At 54.3% G+C, this 23442-nt stretch carries 23 protein-coding genes; 14 read left to right on the forward strand and 9 right to left on the reverse strand.

All coding sequences use genetic code 11. The features are described 5' to 3' along the window. Positions 1-466: 466 nt before the first annotated feature. A complete protein-coding gene (locus IB222_RS06195) occupies positions 467-1615 on the forward strand; it encodes a 3-phenylpropionate MFS transporter (protein ID WP_125112739.1) in 1149 nt (382 codons plus the stop codon). Here IB222_RS06195 and csiE read toward each other — a convergent pair. From csiE to IB222_RS06230, 7 genes are all read right to left on the reverse strand, one after another. Next, positions 1610-2887, reverse strand: a complete 1278-nt coding sequence (gene csiE / locus IB222_RS06200) for a stationary phase inducible protein CsiE (RefSeq protein ID WP_149384797.1) — start codon at positions 2885-2887, stop codon at positions 1610-1612. The genes IB222_RS06195 and csiE overlap by 6 nt on opposite strands. Positions 2888-3797: 910 nt before the next feature. Further along, complete coding sequence (locus tag IB222_RS06205; protein ID WP_149384795.1) at positions 3798-4403, reverse strand: SIS domain-containing protein; 606 nt, start codon at positions 4401-4403, stop codon at positions 3798-3800. Further along, a complete protein-coding gene (locus IB222_RS06210) occupies positions 4400-6037 on the reverse strand; it encodes an FGGY-family carbohydrate kinase (RefSeq protein WP_003835250.1) in 1638 nt (545 codons plus the stop codon). The genes IB222_RS06205 and IB222_RS06210 overlap by 4 nt, the downstream gene beginning before the upstream one ends. 17 nt (positions 6038-6054) lie before the next feature. Continuing rightward, complete coding sequence (locus tag IB222_RS06215) at positions 6055-7008, reverse strand: ABC transporter permease (protein WP_003835248.1); 954 nt, start codon at positions 7006-7008, stop codon at positions 6055-6057. 1 nt (position 7009) lies between these two features. Beyond that, positions 7010-7999 (reverse strand): ABC transporter permease, encoded by a 990-nt coding sequence (locus IB222_RS06220; RefSeq protein WP_071446845.1) that lies wholly within the window; start codon positions 7997-7999, stop codon positions 7010-7012. Beyond that, positions 7992-9500 carry a sugar ABC transporter ATP-binding protein gene (locus IB222_RS06225; RefSeq protein ID WP_008785466.1) on the reverse strand — a complete coding sequence of 503 codons (1509 nt, stop codon included), beginning with the start codon at positions 9498-9500 and terminating at the stop codon, positions 7992-7994. The genes IB222_RS06220 and IB222_RS06225 overlap by 8 nt, the downstream gene beginning before the upstream one ends. Before the next feature lie 103 nt (positions 9501-9603). Next, entirely contained in the window at positions 9604-10587 is a 984-nt protein-coding gene (locus tag IB222_RS06230) for an autoinducer 2 ABC transporter substrate-binding protein (RefSeq protein WP_003037665.1), read from the reverse strand. A 420-nt stretch (positions 10588-11007) separates the two neighbouring features. On the opposite strand from IB222_RS06230, the gene IB222_RS06235 reads away from it, so the two are divergent. Together IB222_RS06235 and IB222_RS06240 are read left to right on the forward strand one after the other, a co-directional pair. Then, complete coding sequence (locus IB222_RS06235; RefSeq protein ID WP_032944224.1) at positions 11008-11646, forward strand: DUF1007 family protein; 639 nt, start codon at positions 11008-11010, stop codon at positions 11644-11646. After that, positions 11637-12617 (forward strand): nickel/cobalt transporter, encoded by a 981-nt coding sequence (locus IB222_RS06240; protein WP_149384794.1) that lies wholly within the window; start codon positions 11637-11639, stop codon positions 12615-12617. Before IB222_RS06235 ends, IB222_RS06240 begins: the two co-directional genes overlap by 10 nt. Before the next feature lie 106 nt (positions 12618-12723). Here IB222_RS06240 and suhB read toward each other — a convergent pair whose 3' ends face one another. After that, on the reverse strand, positions 12724-13527 hold the full coding sequence (gene suhB / locus IB222_RS06245; RefSeq protein ID WP_003835237.1) for an inositol-1-monophosphatase: 804 nt from the start codon (positions 13525-13527) through the stop codon (positions 12724-12726). Positions 13528-13645: 118 nt separating this feature from the next. On the opposite strand from suhB, the gene trmJ reads away from it, so the two are divergent. The 11 genes from trmJ (at position 13646) to sseB (ending at position 22422) form a co-directional block, all read left to right on the forward strand. After that, entirely contained in the window at positions 13646-14377 is a 732-nt protein-coding gene (gene trmJ / locus IB222_RS06250; RefSeq protein WP_079939502.1) for a tRNA (cytosine(32)/uridine(32)-2'-O)-methyltransferase TrmJ, read from the forward strand. A gap of 239 nt (positions 14378-14616) precedes the next feature. Further along, the gene (gene iscR, locus IB222_RS06255) at positions 14617-15108 is read left to right on the forward strand and encodes a Fe-S cluster assembly transcriptional regulator IscR (protein WP_003037674.1); all 492 of its coding nucleotides are present in this window, start codon (positions 14617-14619) and stop codon (positions 15106-15108) included. A gap of 112 nt (positions 15109-15220) precedes the next feature. Next, complete coding sequence (gene iscS / locus IB222_RS06260) at positions 15221-16435, forward strand: cysteine desulfurase (protein WP_003835233.1); 1215 nt, start codon at positions 15221-15223, stop codon at positions 16433-16435. A gap of 25 nt (positions 16436-16460) precedes the next feature. Next, on the forward strand, positions 16461-16847 hold the full coding sequence (gene iscU / locus IB222_RS06265) for a Fe-S cluster assembly scaffold IscU (RefSeq protein WP_002913991.1): 387 nt from the start codon (positions 16461-16463) through the stop codon (positions 16845-16847). 20 nt (positions 16848-16867) lie between these two features. Further along, the gene (gene iscA / locus IB222_RS06270) at positions 16868-17191 is read left to right on the forward strand and encodes an iron-sulfur cluster assembly protein IscA (protein WP_003835203.1); all 324 of its coding nucleotides are present in this window, start codon (positions 16868-16870) and stop codon (positions 17189-17191) included. Between the two features lie 108 nt (positions 17192-17299). Then, the gene (hscB, locus tag IB222_RS06275; protein WP_003835201.1) at positions 17300-17815 is read left to right on the forward strand and encodes a co-chaperone HscB; all 516 of its coding nucleotides are present in this window, start codon (positions 17300-17302) and stop codon (positions 17813-17815) included. Between the two features lie 15 nt (positions 17816-17830). Further along, positions 17831-19681, forward strand: a complete 1851-nt coding sequence (hscA, locus tag IB222_RS06280) for a Fe-S protein assembly chaperone HscA (protein ID WP_003838439.1) — start codon at positions 17831-17833, stop codon at positions 19679-19681. 1 nt (position 19682) lies between these two features. Then, on the forward strand, positions 19683-20018 hold the full coding sequence (fdx, locus tag IB222_RS06285; protein ID WP_003037690.1) for an ISC system 2Fe-2S type ferredoxin: 336 nt from the start codon (positions 19683-19685) through the stop codon (positions 20016-20018). Positions 20019-20029: 11 nt separating this feature from the next. Continuing rightward, positions 20030-20230: a Fe-S cluster assembly protein IscX gene (iscX, locus tag IB222_RS06290; RefSeq protein ID WP_003037694.1), complete on the forward strand. Its 201-nt coding sequence runs from the start codon at positions 20030-20032 to the stop codon at positions 20228-20230. 61 nt (positions 20231-20291) lie between these two features. After that, entirely contained in the window at positions 20292-21575 is a 1284-nt protein-coding gene (gene pepB, locus IB222_RS06295; RefSeq protein WP_008785461.1) for an aminopeptidase PepB, read from the forward strand. Positions 21576-21645: 70 nt separating this feature from the next. Next, positions 21646-22422 (forward strand): enhanced serine sensitivity protein SseB, encoded by a 777-nt coding sequence (gene sseB, locus IB222_RS06300; protein ID WP_149384793.1) that lies wholly within the window; start codon positions 21646-21648, stop codon positions 22420-22422. A gap of 43 nt (positions 22423-22465) precedes the next feature. Here the strand turns inward: sseB and sseA are convergent, their stop codons facing one another. Continuing rightward, a complete protein-coding gene (gene sseA, locus IB222_RS06305; RefSeq protein ID WP_063941712.1) occupies positions 22466-23311 on the reverse strand; it encodes a 3-mercaptopyruvate sulfurtransferase in 846 nt (281 codons plus the stop codon). Between the last annotated feature and the right edge of the window lie 131 nt (positions 23312-23442).

A 23442-nucleotide genomic window follows, 5' to 3' on the forward strand; every position in this document is an offset into this window, starting at 1 on the left:
TTAGCAATTAAATTAATGAAAAGACAAAGATCAAAATTAATTGCTGGGCAATGGTATTCGATATGCGCTGGCAGTCATATTAATAAGCGAGATTTTCAGATTATATTTATTAAAAATGAACGAGCTAACTGCTATTACATTTAAATAATTTTAAATTGGTGGGGAGTCAAAATATTGTAATCACGAATATTGGCTGTTAAGTGATATACTTGTGATGATATTAAGGCTTTTGTTATTCATCTGAGTATTTTTCGCAAAATCCATTCAATTCCTTGCATTACTGTTTATTCATCCCAGCATGTTCTCTGCTGTAAAATCATACAGATGTAAACGATTGCGGATGCGGATGACCAATCGTGTTGGTTAAAAGTGATGTTTGTCACAATTATTTCGTAAATGTGAACGGTAGTACTCTTCAGAATGTGGTTTGAGTCATTAGACTAGGGCTTCCAAAACAGGAGGACCCATGGCTTTGCATTCCACGCGCTGGCTGGCGCTCGGTTATTTCACCTATTTCTTTAGCTACGGTATCTTTCTGCCTTTCTGGAGCGTCTGGCTCGAAGGGTTAGGGCTGACGCCGGAAACCATCGGTTTACTGCTGGGCGCGGGGCTGATTGCCCGTTTTCTCGGTAGTTTGCTGATTGCGCCGCGTGTGAGCGATCCCTCCCGGCTGATCTCAGCGTTACGTATTCTGGCTCTGTTGACGCTGGTGTTTGCGCTGGCCTTCTGGGCGGGAACCAACGTGGCGTGGCTGATGGTGGTGATGATCGGCTTTAACCTGTTTTTCTCACCGCTGGTACCGCTGACCGACGCGCTGGCCAACACCTGGCAGAAACAAATCACCATGGATTACGGTCGGGTGCGACTATGGGGATCCGTGGCTTTTGTGATCGGCTCCGCGTTAACCGGCAAACTGGTGAGCCTGTTTGACTATCGGGTGATCCTGGTCCTGCTATCGCTTGGCGTCGCCTCGATGCTGCTGGGCATGATGATTCGCCCGAGCGTGCAGCCAGCGGGTGAAAACCGTCAGCAGGAGAGTGCGGGATGGCCCGCCTGGCGCGCGCTGATAACCCAGAGCTGGCGTTTTCTTGCTTGCGTGAGTCTGCTACAGGGGGCGCATGCTGCGTATTATGGTTTCAGCGCCATCTATTGGCAGTCTGCTGGATATTCCGCTTCGGCGGTGGGCTATTTATGGTCACTAGGTGTGGTGGCGGAGGTGATTATTTTCGCGCTTAGTCACAAGCTGTTCCGTCGCTTTAGCGCCCGCGATCTGCTGCTGCTTTCCGCCGTTTGCGGGGTGGCGCGTTGGGGATTGATGGGCTGGAGCACCGAGCTGCCGTGGCTGATCGTGGTGCAAATCCTCCATTGCGGAACCTTTACCGTCTGCCACCTGGCGGCAATGCGTTATATCGCGGCACGCCAGGGGAGCGAAGTTATTCGTTTGCAGGCGGTGTATTCCGCGATAGCGATGGGCGGCAGTATCGCCATCATGACCGTATTCGCGGGCTATCTGTACCAGAATCTGGGCAGCGGCGTGTTCTGGGTGATGGCGCTGGTGGCGCTCCCGGCAATCGTTCTGCGCCCGAAGGTGGTCGCGCAGCCTGCAACGTTATGATTCGAGAATTTTGCGGATCTGCTGCTGCTGATGCGGCGTAAGCGCCAGATCCGCATGAATCAACGGGGGTGAAAATAGCGGTAGTGGCGTGGTGTACGGCGTAATAATCAGCGTTACACCGCGCGGAGCACCCTCTTTTTGAAAGTCCTGCATCGGCATATGTTTTACGTTGAGCGGCAGCAGCGTCAGTTCGCGTAGCTGTTGCTCTATATGCACTTCAAGTTGTTCATTACTACCGGTCAGCAGGATTATCTGCTTTTCGTGTAAATCCTTCTCCTGCATCAGCCAGGCGCCGAAAATAACGGCCACCAGCCCGATCTCTTCTTCGGAAAATTGCACATCGTATTCGGCCTCGAAGCCGTGAATCGCCTCGCGGGTAGTACGAACCAGCCGGGGATAAAGGCGGCTGAACTCCTCCGGCAGCGTGTTATCAATGCCGATGGCAAACACGCTGCGGTTCAGTGCCTGAGCCAGGTGGATATACAACTGGTCATTCAGCCCTTGCTCATCGCTGAAGCGCACATTGCCATACTCGCGAAAACGTAGCACCAGCCGCGCAATAGCAAGACGCAGGCGGCGATCCTGATGGTGATTATCGCGAATCGGGTCGGGGATACGAAGCATTGAGAACAGCAACGCCATAAACAGCGATTCGCCCAGTGGTGCACTCTGCATGACGTGGCGCTGCCAGTGACGGCCAATTTCCTCTGCGAGCGGATATTCCGCGCAGGATTGCGCCCAGCGTTGCTGGAGTGGGTTAAACTCCGGGGTGATCCCCGCGTGGTGCTGTAGCAGGCAATACTGTAAATACAGACGCAGGAACTGGATGTCACGACACTCAAACGGTTTCTGCAAGCGCCGGGAACACAGATTAATGAGCGCATGCAGATTGGTGTCGTCATACAGCGTACGTGCGATCCCCCTTTGTTTAAGTTCCGCTTTTAACGCCGGGGTAAACTGCTGAGCGATAAAGGCAGGGCAAATCCGCAGGCCACGGCGCAGCCACTGCAACAGACACAGACGTTGATTTAGCGGGGTTCCTTCGATCGTATAGCCACCATTCTGCGCGGTGGCTATCGAGAGCCGGTGATAGCGCTGGATTTCGAGTCCTGCGCCAATAATATCTTCCTGAACCGTGGCATCATCGACGCCGTTGAGGCTGCTGAAGGTTTGTGTAGTCGCGAGTTGCCCCGGCAGGAAAAGCGTCAGCAGCACCTGGCAACGGCGCTGGGGAGCGGAAAGTACAGATGGTGGGGCAAGCGTTGACATCATCTGTAGGATCTCCCGTGAGTATGTTTGATAAGAATAGCTAAAGTTTGCTCATAGATTTGGAGAATGGAATGCTTTCCGCCAGGAATGCTGGAGAGCGTCACAGAATTTTTAACGTGCGGAACAGATAGCGGTAGTGGAACGCAGCGCGTTAATCCACTTTTTCACTGTTTTATCTTTTGGTTAGATATGCCAGAGATGTACTGCATGTCATGTTAAACATGATGGAGAATATTTTATTCCGCTATGGGGTTCCGTTCACCTGAACGGTGTCATTTCTCTAAAGCGCAGATACCCGTGAACGTGCAAGGGAGGCTCACCGCCGCCTCCCTTGCAACCCAGGCTCCCGGCGGGAAAATCGTCGCGATGCGATTCATTCGTCTTATGCCGTCTGCCTGTCGGGTCGGGGCCGAGCCTGCGTCCCTGCAGGCCATCCCCTCTGCCCGCATCCCTGCGGGCAGCCCCGGTCAGCCGTCAACGTCTCATCGATTTTCAGCCGGACCGGGGTCATCGCTTCAACGCTCTGACTTCCAGTTAAATCTGTTTTGCTGTTTAAACAAAAAACGCAGATGGTCAGGTGTGGGCTGGTCCGGCTGAAAATTGCCGACGTGTTTCCGTAAGGCCGGGAGAGCCAGCATGGATGCTGGCTCAGGGCGCGCTTTGCATGGACGCTACCTCGCGCCCGGCCCGGTAGCCTGAAGGAATAAGCGGAGGGTATTGCGCAGCAACAATTTTCCCGCCGGGAGCCGGGATTGTTAAGGGTACGGCGATAGTACCCTTAACACGTTCACGGGTACTGTTATTTCAGAGAAGTGAAAAACATAAGGTGAACGTAGCAATACGCTGGAGGTAAAAAATTCAATGTCTACGGATGCTCCACTCTCAGTTATTACTATGATCAGTCTCCTTTAACTTACGGCATTTGCTCACGGCTCAACGTTAATCCCACGTCACCGCCAGGATGCACAGACAACAACGTCTCCTTTGAGTAACCGCTTTCGCTCATCAGACAGGCGCAGGCGGCGTCAAAGATAGCCAGCACCAGTAAAATAGAGGTGGTGGCTAACATGTTCAGCGGGTCGGCCTCACGCTGGACGCCGGTGGAAATCACCAATCTCGACGCTTTAGCAATGGCTGAATCGGCGTTTTCAGTCACGCTCAGAATCGGCACATTCCTCGCAGCCAGCCCGGGCAGTAGCCGGGTGAGTTCGTCCGAATTCCCCCCACGCGACAGCATAATCACCAGGTCGTTGTCGCGTAAAAAACCGAGATCGCCATGCGCCGCGTCCGTCGCGTTGAGGTAGATCGCCGGGCGTTCCACGCACGCAAGCATATGCGCCACTTTACGCGCCGCAATGCCGGAGGTACCGACGCCAGTGACAACGATTTTGCCCCGGCAACCGCGCAGCTCCGCCATTAGCGACTGCCAGAGCGGTTCATTCAGATGCTGCCCCAGACCCGCCAGGGCATCGCTATAGAGCTGAAATACGCCGGTAGCCTGAGACCAGGAGTTACTCATGCTTCCTCCTGCATCAACTGGCGATATTTCATATGATCCTGATACATCTCGTGGAATACCCGATATTTGCGATCGTAGTACTGCTTAATGCGATTTGTTTGCGGGGTAACCGTTTTACCAATCCGACTCATCGCCGACATCGCTTCCGGGAAGGTTTCGAATACGCCCGCGGCGATAGTTCCCATCATGGCGCCACCCAGCAGCATGGCCTCGCTCTCTTCAGGCAGCAGCATGGCGCAGCCGGTGGCGTTGGCATGTTCCTGAACGAAGATCGGGTTTTTCGTCCCGCCGCCGCTGGCCATTATCGTATCGATGGTGTAGCCGCTTTGATTCATCGTTTCAATGATATGGCGGGTTCCCAGCGCAATGGCCTGGATGGTCGCAAGGTACTGTAGCGCCATATCTTCCGGCGTACGTGACAGCTTCAGTCCGGTGATTGCGCCCGTGAGCGTTGGGTTAGCGCGCGGCGAGCGGTTGCCGTGGAAATAGGGCAGGATGTGCATGTCGCGGGTTAAAAACGCGATATCTTCCGGCTCACCGGCCATTTTACGCAACAGCGCATTCAGCACTTCGTAAATGGTTTGCCCCTGAGATTTAGCCTGCGCCAGCAGGGTTTCGTAGCAAGGATGCGACTGAATAACGTGGTCGATTAACGCCCCGGTTGCCGACTGCCCACCTTCGTTAAGCCAGTATTCTGGCAGTACGGCTGAGTAGTAAGGACCCCAGACGCCGCCGATAAAACGTGGCTCTTTGGAAATTGCCATGTGTCCGGTAGAGGTGCCGCCAATCAGCGCGATACGACGGTCAAAATCCGCCACCTCGCCGGAAACACCGCTTGCCCCGAGCGTGCCGAGGGTACCGGCGTGGGCATCGATGATCGAGACGCTGACAGCTGTCCCCGGAATCAGCCCCATTTCGCTGGCGGCGCGCGCAGACAGCCCGTGACCGAGCGGTTCGCCCATGGTTTTCACGTAGCGACCAATTTTGGCAGCATCATGCTCCAGCAAATCTTCCAGCCCAATCTGGCGGAAATAGCTGGCATCCCATTTGTCTTCATGGCCCATATAGGTCCATTTACACACCGTCGAACACAATGAGCGCGTGTCATCGCCCGTTGCGCGCCAGGTCAGGAAATCGGGCAGGTCAAAATAGTAGCCCGCATTAGCCCATGTATTGGGCATATGCTGCTTCAGCCACAGCAGTTTTGGCGTCTGCATTTCCGGGGAGATAATGCCGCCAACGTAGTCCAGCACCCGATGATGCAGGGCGTTGATGCGCTCGGCCTGAGTAATGGCGCGGTGATCCATCCACACAATGATGTTCTGTTCGCTGCGCCCGGACGGGCTGATGGTCAGCGGTTTACCTTCTTTATCCAGCACCACCAGTGAACAGGTCGCGTCAAAGCCGAGACCTTTCACCTGTATAGGGTTGATATCCGACTGGTTAATCGCATCGCGAACCGCGTTACACACCGCCTGCCAGATGTTATCGGAAGACTGCTCAACAAAATCGGCCTGCGGGCGGTAAATCTCGATGGCCCGACTGGCCTGACCGACCATTCTGCCGTTGAGATCAAACACGCCAGCACGGGCGCTTCCGGTTCCGACATCCACACCAATAAAGTAACTTGCCATAATTTTTTCTCCTGAAATCAGGCTTTACGATTCTGTAATGCGATAAAGAGGATCAGCACCGCGCCCCACAGCGCCATCGTCAGATAGCTGCTGACCCCCAGCAAGTTAAGGCCGCTTTCCAGCATTTGCAGCACAATCAGTGCCAGCACCAGGCCGATAATGCGCCCGAAGCCGCCATCCGGGTTGATACCGCCGAGGACGGAGGCAAGGATGGTGACCAGCAGGTAGGATTCACCGTATCCGGCTTTAGCTGAGTTGAATTTCGCCATCATCAAAATGGCGGCGACCCAGCCGAGCAGGGCAGAAATCACGTACACCGAAATTTGTACCCTCACGGTATTCACGCCGCTGTAGCGGGTAGCCTGTTCATTGGAACCAACGAGATACAGGCTGCGCCCAAGCGTGGTGTGTTCCAGCAGTACCCACAGCAGGATTGCCACCAGGAAAAAGAGCAGTAGCGCCACCGGAACACCGGCAATCGTGGCGTTACCAAGGTACTGAATGGCGGTCGGGAAACCGGAAATCACCGTCCCGTTGGAAAGCAGAATATTCAGCCCGGAGATAAGCGTCATCGTGCCGAGCGTGGCGAGAATAGGCGAGACCCCGACCCAGGCAATCAGCGCACCGTTGAGCGTGCCGATAGCCACCGCCACGGCAGCGCCTGCCAGCAGCGCCAGCACCAGAAACAGCGGGTTATCCGGATGGGTGACGATAATCGCCGCCATCACCAGCGAGCAGGCGTTCGCCCCGGCAATAATCGACAGGTTAATGCCGCCGGTCAGCATGGTCATGCCCATCCCGAGGGCCAGCATGCCGAGGATTGGTAGCTGTGAGCCAATCGACTGGAAGTTAGCGACGCTGAAAAAACGGCTGCCGAGCAGGGCCGAGAAGACCAGGGCGACGACCACAATAATCACGCATTGCAGACGAATGATGGCATCACCGGGTAAAAATCTGGCGATTGTTTTCATCTCAAAGCTCCCTTGCCAGTTTGCGTTTTTCGTTCCAGGCCGTGGCGCTAATGCTGACCAGGATAATGGCGCCGCTGAACACGGTGTGCCAGTAAGAGGAGACGCTGAGCAGCGTCAGTCCATTTTGTAAGAAGGCCAGCAGAACCACGCCGAGCAGGGTTCCGGTCAACGTACCGCGCCCGCCGCTCATGCTGGTTCCGCCGAGTACTACCGCCGCCAGCACCGTCAGCTCAAAGCCGAGCAGCGAATTGGGCGCAACTGACTGGGTGATTTGCGCCTGAACCACGGCGGCAACGCCTGCCAGAATGCCCATGTAGCCATAGACGTAAAAATGCAGCTTCAGCAGATTCAGCCCCAGGCGCGAGGCCGCGTCGCGGTTGCCGCCCATGGCGTAAACCTGACGGCCAAGACGGGTATAGTTCATCAGCACGGCGGTAAAGATGATCACCGCCGCCAGGCACAGCAGGGGCAGGGTCAAACCGTAGTCGTAGCCATCCGCCGCGGTGAACGAGAACCAGTTAATGCCGTTCATAAACCAGTCCGGGAAGCCATACAGCCAGGTGCCTTTGGTGGCGTAAACCAGCAGGCCGTAGTAGACGTTCAGCGTCGCGATGGTAATGATGATTGCCGGGACGCGCAGCCAGTAAACCAGAAAACCGTTGATCAGCCCCAGCAGCAGGCCTACCGCAATGGCAATGATTAACGCCAGCGCGAAGTTGCCGCCGTGACCGATAACCCAACTGGCCATTGCATACTGGGCTATCGCGGTCATCGCCGGAAATGAGATGTCGATCCCGCCGGAAATCAGCACCACAAAAAGTCCACAGGCCAGGATGCCGAGAATCGCGTAGCTGGTGGCCACATCCGTCAGGTTCCCCAAAGACAAGAACTCGTCGGTGCTGACGCTCAGCCCAACGGCAAGGGCTACAACCAGCAGGCCCAGCCAGAACTCATGTTGCCCGATTAAACGGGAGAGATGCATCTTATTCATTGATTACCTCGACCACTTCAGCAATCTCCTCTTCACGGCATTGATGAGGATTAAATTCCGCCACCAGCTTGCCGCGACGCATTACCAGCACGCGGTGGCTGTTGTAATACGCTTCCGGGATTTCATCGCAAATCATCAGCACCGCCATACCCTGTTCCGCCAAATCGCGGGCTATCTGGTAAATGCCCTCTTTGTTGGCGATATCCACGCCGACGGTAGGCGAGTCGAGGATCAGGATACGGGGATTGGTCGCCACCCATTTGGCAATGGCGATACGTTGGGCATTACCGCCGGAAAGGGTTTTGACCGGCAAGTGCGGATCGGACACTTTGATATTCAGTTCGCGGATTAAATCGGCGACCAACTTTTGCGCTTTACGGTGATCGAGCAGGCCGCTACCGGTGTGCAGTTGATCAAACACAGTGACGATGGTGTTGTCGTAGATCGACTGCTCCATGATCAGCCCCTGCGTCAGGCGATCTTCTGAGACATAGCCGATCCCGTGTTGGATGGCGTCATGGTTATTGCGCAGAGTAACCGGCTGACCGTTAATGCGAATCTCGCCGCTTTCCGGGTGCGTCATACCAAACAGGCTCAGACAAAGCTCAGTGCGCCCGGCACCCAGCAGACCAACAATGGAGACGATCTCGCCGCCGTGCAGCGACAGATTAATGTTCTGGTATTTACCTCTGCGGCTGAGATTGCGCAGCTCAAGCAGCGGCTCTTGCTCAATCGCGGGCCTTTCCGGCAACGGGCTGTAGTGGAAGCGTTGTCCGGTCATCAGGAAGGCCAGCTCGTGGCTGTCGAGTTCGCTGGCAGGGTATGTGCCCACCAGTTTACCGTCGCGCATTACGCTGATGCGGTCAGCCACTTCCATCACCTCATCCAGACGATGGCTGACAAACACGACGCAAATTCCGGCCGCTTTCAGTTCATTAACTACCCGCAGCAGGCCATTAACCTCCTGGCGGGTTAGCGAGGCGGTGGGCTCGTCCATAATCACCAGACGCGCATCGGCGGCAATCGCCCGGCAAATGGCGACCAGCTGTCGATCCGCAATTGAGAGTTTTTCAACTTTTTTATCGGGATCGATATTCACCCCGATACGTTTCATGGCTGCCAGCGCCTGCTGTTTCATGGCGCCACGACGCACCCAGATATCGCCACCAGGCAGATAGCGGTTGACCGCGATATTTTCTGCGACGCTAAAATTGGGGAACAACGACAGGTCCTGATAAATAACCTGAATGCCATAATGAGAAGAGAGCTGCGGCGTCAGGTGATGGAACAATTTTCCGTCGAGTAAAATCTGCGCGCCTTTTTCAGGGTGATAAACCCCGGAGATCACTTTAATAATGGTACTTTTACCACAGCCGTTTTGACCCGCCAGACAGTGAACTTCGCCTTTTCTCAGCGTCAGATTCACGTTATCCAGCGCCAGCACGCCCGGGAATTGTTTGCTGATATTCTCAAGAGTGATAAATGCGGTGGTGTCTGCCATGGACAATACCCCTGCGCACGTCCGGGGGGACGCTGAGTGTTAGTTTGGTTGATAGCGCCGACCAGACGGTCGGCGTTAAGGTTCCCTGGTGTTGGCTAAAGCCTTAGAAACCAAGTGATTGTGCGTTGTCTTTGGTGACTTCGAGGATCTTGTTAAAGCGGATCACTTTCTTCTCCGTGTCGATATCGGCTTTCCCTAAACCATCGATACTCAGATCGGCGTTCACTTCTTTGCCCTGCAACAGCTGATCGGCAACGGTGACCAGCGCGTAGCCCGCGTCTTTTGGATCCCACAGCAGCGCTTTTTTGATATCACCGCGCATCAGGTAAGGTGCTGCCTGCGCTGGCATAGCGATCCCGACGACGGCGATCTTATCTTTGGCGCGTTTTTTCTGCACAGCCTGACCCGCACCGATTGGACCCAGCGAGCCGAAGCCGATAATGCCCTTCATCTGCGGGTAGGTTTTCATCAGATCCAGCGTTGTGGCGTAGGATTTATCGATGCTTTCCGCGACCGGCAGACGTGAAGTGACCTCGAACATTTCCGGATATTTTTCTTTCTGGTACTTAATTGCATAATCCGCCCACGCGTTATGCAGTGGGACCGTCAGCGAACCAACATAGATGGCATACCCGCCTTTGCCGCCCATATTTTTCGCTAACTCATCGACGTTGGCCTGGGCGTATTTTTCACTGTCGATGGTTTCGATATCCCACTGGCCAATTTGCTCATCCGGGGATTCGTGCGTCAGCACCACGATGCCTTTATCGCGCGCTTTTTTCAGTACCGGCTCAAGGACCTTGGCATCATTCGGCACCACGATGATCGCATTAACGTTTTTGGCGATCAGATCCTCAATCACTTTCACCTGCTGCGCCGGGTCCGGCGTTGAAGGCCCGGTCTGGTAAGCATTCACATCCAGTTTTTTTGCTGCTTCATTTACGCCGGTTTCCATCCGGTTAAACCATGGGATCCCGGTGACTTTGGCAACCACAGCAATTTCATATTTTTCCGCCGCAAAGGACGTGCCGGACAACATGCATGCAGAAACCAGGGTTGCACTGAGTAATGCGAGTTTGAATTTCATAGTTGTACCTTTCGTAGGGGGCAGGACATGTCACGGCGTGAAGTTAACAATGAATGGAAGAGGGAATGAATCATAAGTTTAATGAATGTGATCTATGCCCATTATTGTGAATTTATAGAAATAAAATGGTTAATAATTAGTTAATTTTGCATGTTTTTACATTCAGATGCTCAAGTTTATTGTTAATAAAATATTAAAATGAAACTATAAATTAACAATTTATTATCATTTGACTTAGGTTGTGACGCCGAAAAGGTATTTGGGCGGAATTTCCTGAAGAAGAAATTATCGAAATTGAGAACTGAATCGATACCGGAAAAGGGTGCTCAATATTTTTTCGTTCAATGGTATCCTCAGCACTCTTTCGCCAAACCCGGCATCATTATTTGTGGCGGTGTGGATTTTCATCGTGGAGAACTCATGCAAGGCGTTAAACGTATCATTATCACGTTGTTTCTCGCTGTCCTGTCCTTTGGCGCAGGGGCGCATCCCCACAGCTTTATCCATCTGAAAACTGAGATAGTGAGCGAGAATGACCAGTTCGTCGCGCTGAAAATGCGCTGGACGATGGATGAAATTACCTCTGCGGATCTGCTTTACGATGCGGGGAATGCCAAACCTGGTGATGAGATCTGGAAGAAACTGGCGGCGGAAGTGATGGCCAACGTTCTCGGGCAGCACTATTTCACCGAAGTGTGGCACGACGGGAAAAAGGTAAAGTTTAAAAACAGGCCGACGGAATATGGCATGGCGCGGGAGGAACACCAGGCAGTGCTGACGTTCGTTTTGCCGCTGGCCGAAGCTCAGCCGCTGAGTGGTCAAAAATATACCATTTCAACCTTCGACCCGACCTACTACGTTGATATGAGCTATGACAAAGACAGCGACGCCAGGCTGGGGCAGGCCATAAGCCAGAAATGCCGGATTTCAGTACATACGCCGACGCCCAATGAACAAACGCTGAGCTTTGCGCAGTCGCTGGATAAAGAAGACGCACCGCCGGAGGATATGGAGTTGGGTAAACAGTTTGCACAGACGGTGACGCTGCAATGTCAGTAGTTTATCAACAACGTGCAGCCAGACGTCGCTGGCTGACGCTATGGCCGTTGGCTGTCTTTTTGCTGTTGGCGGCAGGCGGCATACTGTGGCTATGGCAGGCCTGGCCGCAGGTGATGATGAAAAGTGTCGTCTGGCAGCGCGACGTTAACCAACAGATGAGCGGGTTGATGAAAGCAGTTGCCGCCAATCCGGCCCAGGCCGGGGGATCGCTGCTGCTGTTTAGTTTTCTCTACGGCGTTCTGCACGCGCTGGGGCCGGGACATGGAAAAGTCGTCATTACCACCTGGCTCGCAACGCACCCCTCGAAGCTGAAGTCGAGTATTGGCCTGACGCTGGCCTCATCTTTATTACAGGGGCTGGTCGCCATCGGACTGGTGGTTGTGGTGCTTACCATCTTGCAGTTGCCCGCACGACAGCTACATATGAGTAGTTTCTGGCTGGAGAAAGGGAGTTATGCTCTGGTTGGCGTGTTGGGTGTTTTATTGTGCGTCCGTGCGCTGAAGAAATTGCGCCAGCTGCTGCGCCGCCCAAAATTCACTGCCTTCACGCCGCATCATGTGCATCACGAGGGTTGCGGCTGCGGGCATCAGCATTTGCCCGATCCTGAACAGTTGCGAAGCGGGGATGACTGGCGCGCCCGGCTGATGATCGTGCTGTCTATGGGGATGCGCCCGTGCTCGGGGGCAATCATGGTCTTACTGTTTAGCAAAGTGATTGGCGTGTTTAGCTGGGGTATGGCGTCAGCGCTGGCGATGGCGGCAGGAACCTCTTTGACGATTACGTCACTGGCTCTGCTGGTACACAGTTTCCGCTCGCTGGCGGTGAAACTTAGCGGGCATAAAGCGCCGGTATTGTGGCGACAGATTGGCTGGACGACGCTGGCATTAGCCGGTGGTGCGGTGCTGATCGCTGCTGCGGTAGTGATGTGGATGAGTGCGGTGCCGGTGGGGCGGGGGATAAGACCGTTTTAGCACTGTTGTAGGATGAATGCCTGATGGCGCTTCGCTTATCAGGCCTACGGGGAACTTCCCTGGTAGGCCGGATAAGGCGCTAGCCGCCATCCGGCACCACAGCAGATTAACGCTTCAGCGCGTCGCTCAGTTCGTCACGCATGTTCGCCAGCATGGCTTTCACTACGCGTGGGTTACCTGCAACGATGTTGCCGGTCGCCATGTAGTTATGACCGCCGGTGAAGTCGCAAACCAGTGCGCCAGCTTCACGAGCAATCAGTTCGCCTGCAGCGAAATCCCACGGGCGCAGGCCAATTTCGAAATACCCGTCAACTCGGGCTGCGGCAACGTAGGCCAGATCCAGTGCAGCAGAACCGGTGCGGCGGAAGTCCGCGCATTCGGTAAACATGTTGCCAAGAATTTTCATGTAAGAAGCGGCGTGCTGTTTGGCTTTGAACGGGAAACCGGTGGCGATGATGGTGCCATCCAGATCGCGGGCGGTGCTGCCACGCAGACGGTAGCCGTTCAGCTGTGCGCCCTGGCCACGGGTTGCGGTGAACAGTTCGTTACGCATTGGATCGTAAACAACGGCGACTTCAGTACGGCCTTTGATGCGTACTGCGATGGATACCGCGAAGTGCGGCAGACGTTTTACGAAGTTGGTGGTGCCATCCAGTGGATCGATAACCCATTGAACATCCAAATCTTCACCAACATGTTCACCGCTTTCTTCGGTGATGATGGTGTGCTGTGGGTAAGATTTGCGAATCGTTTCGATAATAATCGCTTCGGCGGCTTTATCGACGTTAGTCACGAAATCATTGCTGCCTTTCTGGCTGGTTTCTACAGAGTCTGGGGTTTCGTAGTGTTTGGCAATTACATTACCCGCCTTGCGCGCTGCGCGCACGGCGATGGTCAGCATCGGATGCATCGGTCTCTCTCACTGGATGTTAAAGAACGGGAAAACGGCGCAGAGTATAGCAGCGAGTTCGGAATATGTCTTCGTTTTATGATAATATGCCCGAATAATCTTTAGCCGAAGAAATACAATGCTGCAAAATATTCGAATCGTGCTGGTGGAAACCTCTCACACTGGCAACATGGGCTCTGTAGCCCGCGCAATGAAAACCATGGGTTTAACCAATCTGTGGCTGGTAAATCCACTGGTTAAACCGGACTCCCAGGCCATCGCCCTGGCAGCGGGTGCCAGTGATGTGATCGGCAGCGCGCAGATCGTCGATACGCTCGATGAAGCGCTGGCGGGCTGTAGCCTGGTGGTAGGCACCAGCGCGCGCTCCCGCACGCTGCCGTGGCCGATGCTGGATCCGCGTGAATGCGGTTTAAAAAGTGTCTCTGAAGCGACGAACTCGCCGGTGGCGCTGGTCTTTGGTCGTGAACGTGTTGGTCTGACCAACGAAGAGCTGCAGAAGTGCCATTATCACGTCGCCATTGCCGCGAACCCGGAATACAGTTCGCTCAACCTGGCGATGGCAGTGCAGGTCATCTCTTATGAAGTGCGCATGGCCTGGCTGGCAACGCAGGAAAGCGACAAGGCAGCAGAATACGAAGAAGCTGAGTATCCGCTGGTCGATGATTTAGAGCGTTTTTACGGTCATCTGGAGCAAACGCTGCTGTCGACCGGGTTTATCCGTGAAGGGCACCCGGGACAGGTGATGAATAAGCTGCGCCGTTTGTTTACCCGTGCGCGTCCAGAAAGCCAGGAGTTGAACATCCTGCGCGGGATTTTAGCTTCAATCGAGCAGCAGAATAAAAGCAAGTAACTGTACTAATGCCGGATGCGCTTCGCTTATCCGGTCTACAGGCCGCACGATTCGTAGGCCGGATAAGCGAAGCGCATCCGGCAAGCGAAAATGGCACTGAAGGTTAAATACCTGACTAAATTAGTCAAGTAAATAGTTGACTGATTTAGTCGGGAATGTCAGACTTGCCCCTGCTATGCAATACCCCCATTTTACAATAAAAAACCCCGGGCAGGGGCGAGTTTGAGGCTAAGTAAGACATGAGACTGACATCAAAAGGGCGTTATGCCGTGACCGCAATGTTGGACGTTGCGCTCAACTCCGAAACGGGCCCGGTACCGTTGGCTGATATTTCTGAACGTCAGGGAATTTCCCTGTCATATCTGGAGCAGCTGTTTTCCCGTTTGCGTAAAAACGGTCTGGTTTCCAGCGTACGTGGACCAGGCGGCGGGTATCTGCTGGGTAAAGATGCCGGCAGCATCGCAGTAGGTGAAGTGATTAGCGCTGTTGACGAGTCTGTAGATGCGACCCGTTGCCAGGGCAAAGGCGGTTGTCAGGGCGGCGATAAATGCCTGACCCACGCGCTGTGGCGCGATCTGAGCGATCGTCTGACCGGTTTCCTCAACAACATTACGTTGGGCGAACTGGTAAATAATCAGGAAGTCCTGGATGTGTCTGGTCGCCAGCATACCCATGACGCTCCACGCACTAATCGTGCTCAAGACGCGATCGACGTTAAGTTACGCGCATAATAAAAGTATTTTAGAATCAGGCCGGGGTGCTACACACCCCGTTAACTCGGTCGTACATCCAGCCGGTTGCCTGATTCCTTGCATTGAAGCGATGTACGGAGTTTATAGAGCAATGAAATTACCGATCTATCTCGATTACTCCGCAACCACGCCGGTGGACCCGCGTGTTGCCGAGAAAATGATGCAGTGTCTGACCCTGGACGGAAACTTTGGTAACCCAGCGTCTCGTTCACACCGTTTTGGCTGGCAGGCTGAAGAGGCGGTAGATATCGCCCGTAACCAGATTGCCGACCTCGTGGGCGCTGACCCGCGTGAAATCGTCTTTACTTCCGGTGCGACTGAATCCGATAACCTGGCGATTAAAGGTGCAGCCAACTTTTATCAGAAAAAAGGCAAGCACATCATCACCAGCAAAACCGAACACAAAGCCGTGCTGGACACCTGTCGTCAGCTGGAGCGCGAAGGGTTCGAAGTCACCTACCTCGCCCCGCAGCGTAACGGCATTATCGACCTGAAAGAACTTGAAGCGGCAATGCGTGACGACACTATCCTCGTGTCTATCATGCACGTGAACAACGAAATCGGCGTGGTGCAGGATATCGCGACTATCGGCGAAATGTGCCGTGCTCGCGGCATCATCTATCACGTTGATGCGACCCAGAGCGTGGGCAAACTGCCTATCGATCTGAGCCAACTGAAAGTTGACCTGATGTCCTTCTCCGGCCACAAAATCTATGGTCCGAAAGGTATCGGCGCGCTGTACGTTCGTCGTAAACCGCGTATTCGTATTGAAGCGCAGATGCACGGCGGCGGTCACGAGCGCGGTATGCGTTCCGGTACGCTGCCTGTGCACCAGATCGTCGGTATGGGTGAAGCTTACCGTATCGCTAAAGAAGAGATGGAAACCGAGATGGCGCGCCTGCGCAGTCTGCGTAACCGTCTGTGGAATGGCGTGAAAGATATGGAAGAGGTGTACCTCAACGGTGACCTCGAGCAGGGCGCACCAAACATTCTCAACGTCAGCTTCAACTTTGTTGAAGGCGAGTCGCTGATTATGGCGCTGAAAGACCTGGCGGTATCCTCCGGTTCTGCATGTACTTCTGCAAGCCTGGAGCCATCCTACGTGCTGCGCGCGCTGGGGATGACCGACGAGCTGGCACACAGCTCAATTCGTTTCTCTTTAGGTCGTTTCACTACCGAAGAAGAGATTGACTACGCCATCAATCTGGTTCGCAACTCCATCGGCCGCCTGCGCGACCTTTCTCCGCTGTGGGAAATGTTCAAACAGGGCGTGGATCTGAACAGCATTGAATGGTCACATCACTAATCGGTACCGATAAGGAGAATTCAGCATGGCTTACAGCGAAAAAGTAATCGATCATTACGAGAATCCACGTAACGTGGGCTCTTTTGACAACAGCGACGAGAACGTGGGCAGCGGCATGGTGGGTGCACCGGCCTGTGGCGACGTGATGAAGTTGCAGATCAAAGTCAACAATGAGGGTATCATTGAAGACGCGCGTTTCAAGACTTACGGCTGCGGTTCCGCTATTGCTTCCAGCTCTCTGGTTACCGAATGGGTAAAAGGGAAATCTCTGGACGAAGCACAGGCGATTAAAAACACCGATATCGCCGATGAGCTTGAACTGCCACCGGTGAAAATTCACTGCTCTATTCTGGCTGAAGACGCGATTAAAGCCGCGATTGCGGATTACAAAAGCAAACGTGAAGCAAAATAATTAAGAGTTGAGGTTTTATTATGTCGATTACCTTAAGCGACAGTGCAGCAGCGCGTGTAAATACCTTCCTGGCAAACCGCGGTAAAGGGTTTGGTCTGCGTCTGGGCGTGAGAACCTCCGGCTGCTCAGGTATGGCCTATGTACTGGAATTTGTTGACGAGCCGGCGGCTGAAGATACCGTGTTTGAAGACAAAGGCGTAAAAGTCGTGATCGACGGTAAGAGCCTGCAATTCCTCGACGGTACGCAGTTAGACTTCGTCAAAGAAGGTCTGAACGAAGGGTTTAAGTTCACTAACCCGAACGTGAAAGACGAATGTGGATGCGGCGAAAGCTTCCACGTGTAACGCGCTTACTGATAACCCCACCGTGGTCGCCTGCGCGTGGGGTTTGTTTTACCTGACTCTCTGGTTTTGCCTCATCGAACAACAGAGAATCGATGCCCTGAGAATGTTATGGACTACTTCACCCTCTTTGGCTTACCGGCCCGTTATCAGCTCGATACTCAGGCGCTGAGCCTACGTTTTCAGGATCTACAACGTCAGTATCATCCTGATAAATTCGCCAGCGGTTCCCAGGCGGAACAACTTGCTGCGGTTTCGCAGTCCGCCACTATCAACCAGGCCTGGCAAACGCTGCGTCATCCTTTGATGCGCGCCGAATACTTATTGTCTTTACACGGTTTTGATATCCGCAGCGAGCAGCACACGGTGCGCGATACCGCGTTCCTGATGGAGCAACTTGAGCTGCGTGAAGAGCTGGACGAGATTGAACAGGCAAAAGACAGTCAACGTTTAGATGCGTTTATGAAACGCGTCAGCGAAATGTATAACGTTCGCCATCAACTGATGGTGGAACAGCTGGATAGCGAGACGTGGGACGCAGCGGCAGATACCGTGCGTAAGCTGCGTTTTCTCGATAAACTGCGAAGCAGTGCAGAACAACTCGAAGAAAAACTGCTCGATTTTTAATTTCCGGAAGCGAAAATGGCCTTATTACAAATTAGTGAGCCTGGTCTGAGCGCCGCGCCGCACCAGCGTCGTCTGGCGGTAGGTATCGATTTAGGCACTACCAACTCCCTGGTTGCGACCGTACGCAGCGGCCAGGCCGAAACGCTGGCAGACCATGAAGGTCGCCACCTGTTGCCGTCAGTGGTTCACTATCAGCAGCAGGGCTACTCTGTCGGTTACGATGCCCGCGCCAATGCAGCGTTGGATACGGCAAACACCGTCAGCTCGGTAAAACGCATGATGGGCCGCTCTCTGGCGGATATCCAGGCGCGTTACCCGCATCTGCCATATACGTTCCAGGCGAGCGAAAACGGTCTGCCGATGATTGAAACCGCTGCCGGTTTGCTTAATCCGGTGCGCGTCTCCGCTGATATTCTGAAAGCGCTGGCCGCGCGGGCTACCGAATCGCTGTCCGGCGAACTGGACGGCGTGGTAATCACCGTTCCGGCTTACTTTGACGATGCACAGCGTCAGGGGACCAAAGACGCCGCGCGTCTGGCGGGCCTGCACGTATTGCGTCTGCTGAACGAACCGACCGCAGCGGCGATCGCGTATGGTCTGGACTCCGGTCAGGAAGGCGTGATCGCAGTCTACGATCTTGGCGGCGGTACGTTTGATATTTCTATTCTGCGCCTGAGCCGTGGCGTGTTTGAAGTGCTGGCGACCGGCGGTGATTCCGCGCTCGGCGGCGATGATTTTGACCATCTGCTGGCCGATTACATTCGCGAGCAGGCGGGCGTGGCCGATCGCAGCGATAACCGCGTTCAGCGTGAACTGCTGGATGCCGCGATTGCAGCGAAAATCGCACTTAGCGACGCTGATTCTGTAACGGTTAACGTGGCTGGATGGCAGGGTGAAATCACCCGTGAAACCTTTAATGAACTCATTTCCGCACTGGTCAAGCGTACGCTGCTGGCCTGTCGTCGCGCGCTGAAAGATGCGGGCGTGGAGCCGCAAGATGTGCTGGAAGTTGTGATGGTTGGCGGTTCAACGCGCGTGCCTCTGGTACGTGAACGCGTCGGTGAATTTTTTGGCCGCACGCCGCTGACCTCTATTGACCCGGACAAAGTGGTCGCTATCGGTGCGGCAATTCAGGCGGATATTCTGGTCGGGAATAAGCCGGACAGCGAAATGCTGCTGCTGGACGTTATCCCGCTGTCCCTGGGACTGGAAACCATGGGCGGTCTGGTGGAGAAAGTGATCCCGCGTAACACCACTATCCCAGTGGCGCGCGCGCAGGACTTTACCACCTTTAAAGATGGCCAGACCGCGATGTCCATTCACGTGATGCAAGGCGAGCGTGAACTGGTGCAGGACTGCCGTTCCCTGGCGCGTTTTGCGCTGCGCGGCATCCCGGCATTGCCAGCAGGCGGCGCGCATATCCGCGTGACCTTCCAGGTGGATGCCGATGGGCTGCTGAGCGTCACCGCCATGGAGAAATCCACAGGCGTTGAGTCCTCAATCCAGGTTAAACCGTCCTACGGTCTGACCGACAGTGAAATCGCCTCCATGATTCAGGATTCGATGAGTTTTGCCGAGCAGGACGTAAAAGCCCGTATGCTGGCAGAACAGAAAGTCGAAGCGGCACGCGTACTGGAGAGTTTATCCGGTGCGCTGAACGCTGATGCCGCGCTGTTAAGCGCCGCAGAACGTCAGGCTATCGACACCGCCGCCGCGCACTTGAGCGAGGTTGCACAGGGTGACGATGTTGACGCGATAGAACAAGCCATTAAAAACGTAGACAAACAAACCCAGGAATTCGCCGCTCGCCGCATGGACAAATCCGTCCGTAGCGCGCTGAAAGGCCATTCCGTGGACGAGGTTTAATATGCCAAAGATTGTTATTTTGCCTCATCAGGATCTCTGTCCCGATGGCGCAGTTCTGGAAGCTGAGACCGGCGAAACCATTCTCGACGTTGCCCTGCGTAACGGGATCGAGATTGAACACGCCTGTGAAAAATCCTGTGCCTGCACTACCTGCCACTGCATCGTGCGTGAAGGTTTTGATTCTTTGCCGGAAAGCACAGAAGAAGAAGACGACATGCTGGATAAAGCCTGGGGACTGGAGCCGGAGAGCCGTTTAAGCTGTCAGGCGCGGGTAACCGAGGACGATTTAGTGGTCGAAATCCCACGTTACACAATCAATCATGCGCGTGAGCATTAACAGAGGGTAGTATGGGACTGAAGTGGACCGATAGCCGCGAAATCGGCGAGGCGCTGTATGACGCTTTCCCCGATCTCGATCCCAAGACCGTTCGTTTCACCGATCTGCACCAGTGGATCTGTGACCTGGAAGAGTTCGATGATGATCCTCAGGCATCGAACGAAAAAATCCTTGAGGCCATTTTGCTGGTCTGGCTGGACGAAGCCGAATAAGTCAACGGGCTGCCCACGGGTGGCCCGTTTTCCTGTATGCGCGAAAATAAGGATAAATAAAATGACAGAAGCCATGAAAATTACGCTTTCCACGCAACCCGCCGATGCCCGCTGGGGTGAAAAGGCGACATACAGCATTAATAATGACGGCATTACCCTGCACCTGAACGGAAAAGATGACCTCGGCCTTATCCAGCGTGCCGCGCGTAAAATCGACGGCCTGGGCATTAAACACGTTCAACTGGATGGTGAAGGCTGGGATACCGAACGTAGCTGGGCGTTCTGGCAGGGCTACAAGGGACCAAAAGGCACCCGCAAAGTTGAGTGGGCCGCTCTGGACGAAGCGCAGCGCAAAGAGCTGGATAGCCGTCTGAAGATTATTGACTGGGTGCGCGATACCATTAACGCCCCGGCAGAAGAGCTGGGCCCTGAACAGCTGGCGCAGCGCGCTGTTGATCTGCTGTGCTCCGTCGCGTGCGATAACGTCTCTTACCGCATCACCAAAGGTGAAGATCTGCGCGAGCAGAACTACATGGGTCTGCATACTGTGGGTCGCGGCTCTGAACGTCCGCCAGTGCTGTTGGCGCTGGACTACAACCCAACAGGCGACAAAGAAGCCCCGGTTTATGCCTGCCTGGTTGGTAAGGGAATTACTTTTGATTCCGGTGGTTACAGCATCAAGCAAAGCGCATTTATGGACTCAATGAAGTCCGACATGGGCGGTGCGGCAACGGTCACCGGCGCGTTGGCATTTGCCATCACCCGTGGTCTGAACAAGCGCGTGAAGCTGTATCTGTGTTGCGCGGATAACCTGATTAGCGGCAACGCCTTTAAGCTCGGCGATATCATTCACTATCGCAACGGTAAAAAAGTTGAAGTGATGAATACCGATGCCGAAGGACGTCTGGTGCTGGCCGATGGCCTGATCGATGCCAGCGCGCAGAAACCGGAGCTGATTATTGATGCTGCCACGCTGACCGGCGCGGCGAAAACCGCGCTGGGCAATGATTACCACGCGCTGTTTAGCTTTGATGATCAGCTGGCTGCTCGCCTGCTGGCAAGTGCGGCGCAAGAAAACGAACCGTTCTGGCGTCTGCCGCTGGCAGAGTTCCACCGTAGTCAGTTGCCGTCTAACTTTGCCGAACTGAATAACACCGGCAGCGCGGCTTACCCGGCTGGTGCAAGCACCGCGGCGGGCTTCCTGTCCCATTTCGTGGAAAACTACCAGCAGGGCTGGCTGCACATCGACTGCTCCGCAACCTATCGCAAAGCGCCGGTTGAGCAGTGGTCTGCGGGCGCAACCGGTCTGGGTGTACGCACGATTGCGAATCTGCTGACCGCATAATTTATTACTGTATTGCCGGATGGCGCTACGCTTATCCGGCCTACATGTATTCATCCAATTTGTGATACTTATGTCCGAAACAAAAAACGAATTAGAAACGTTGCTGGAGCAAGCGGCAACAGAGCCTGCGCATCGTCCGGCATTTTTCCGTACTTTACTGGAATCCACAGTCTGGGTGCCGGGTACTGCCGCAGAAGGCGAGGCGGTGGTTGAAGACAGCGCTCTCGACCTGCAGCACTGGGAAAAAGAAGACGGCACGACCGTGATCCCGTTCTTCACCTCTCTGGAAGCCCTGCAGCAGGCGGTGGAAGATGAGCAAGCATTTGTCGTTATGCCGGTGCGTACGTTGTTTGAAATGACGCTCGGCGAAACGCTGTTTCTCAACGCGAAACTGCCGACCGGCAAAGAGTTTATGCCGCGTGAAATCAGCCTGCTGATGGGGGAAGAGGGGAATCCGCTCAGCACCCAGGAAGTACTGGAAGGCGGTGAATCGCTGATCCTCTCTGAAGTCGCTGAACCTCCGGCGCAAATGATTGACTCGCTGACTACGCTGTTTAAAACCATTAAGCCGGTAAAACGCGCGTTTCTCTGCTCAATCAAAGAAAGCGCGGAAGCCCAGCCGAATCTGCTGATTGGTATTGAAGCAGAAGGGGATATTGAAGAGATCATCCACGCTGCTGGCAGCGTCGCGACCGATACGCTGCCGAGCGATGAACCTATTGATATCTGCCAGGTGAAGAAGGGTGAGAAGGGCGTGAGCCACTTTATCACTGAGCATATCGCACCGTTCTACGAACGCCGCTGGGGCGGTTTCCTGCGCGACTTTAAACAGAACCGGATTATCTAAATTGTAGGCCGGATAAGCGAAGCGCTATCCGGCTTTTCCAGCTTTATAATTGCGGTTCTACCGGTAAATCGTTGCGTGCTCCCCATTCGCTCCATGCGCCGTCATACAATGCGACGTCAGAAACGCCCAGCGTGGCAAGTGCCAGCACGACGACGGCAGCCGTTACGCCGGAGCCGCAGCTGGCGATAATAGGGCGGTCAAAGCTCACGCCGTGGCTGAAGAAAATAGCATCCAGCTCATCGGTGGTTTTCAGTTCGCCGTCACGAACCAGTTCTGTCCACGGTACGTTAAGCGCACCCGGCACATGACCACGTTTCAGACCAGGACGCGGCTCGTCAACTTCGCCATTAAAACGCGCAGCCGGACGGGCATCGACGATCTGCGCCGTTTTTTCATGACTGGCCAGCAGTACATCGGTAACGCGCACAACTGCGTCAGGCGTAAAGGCCACGTTAAATTCACCTTCAGGTAAATCCTCATCGCCTTCCTTGAGCATTAGCTCATCGCGCTTCCAGCCTGCCAGACCTCCTGCCAGAATGGAGACATTTTCGACGCCAAATGTCCGCAGCATCCACCATGCGCGTGGCGCGGAAAACAGATTACCGTCATCGTAGATAACCAGATGCTTATCCTGATCAACGCCCAGCTCGCGCATCGCAACGGCAAAGGCTTCGGGGCGTGGCATCATATGCGGTAGCGGTGAGGTATGATCGGAAAGCGCTTCAATATCAAAAAATACTGCGCCAGGAATATGGCCCTCACGATACTCCTCGCCAACATCGCGATCTTCCTGTCCTGGAGGTGCCATCCGGGCATCAAGAATTTGTATTTCCGGGTCGTCAATGTGTTCGGCAAGCCAGTCGGCAGCGACAAAGAAGGCGGTGGTCATAGGCATCTCCATTTTTACCAGGTTTTGGCAAATTGTCGGATGTTTACCGTAAAGCGACAAGTAAAACAGGCTGATTTGTCAGGTGAATCCACATTAATCACTTAAATTAAGACAACGTTGTTCAGTTACTG

This window comes from Citrobacter sp. C13 (assembly GCF_014596815.2).
In the GTDB taxonomy this organism is placed as follows: Bacteria; Pseudomonadota; Gammaproteobacteria; order Enterobacterales; family Enterobacteriaceae; genus Citrobacter; species Citrobacter portucalensis.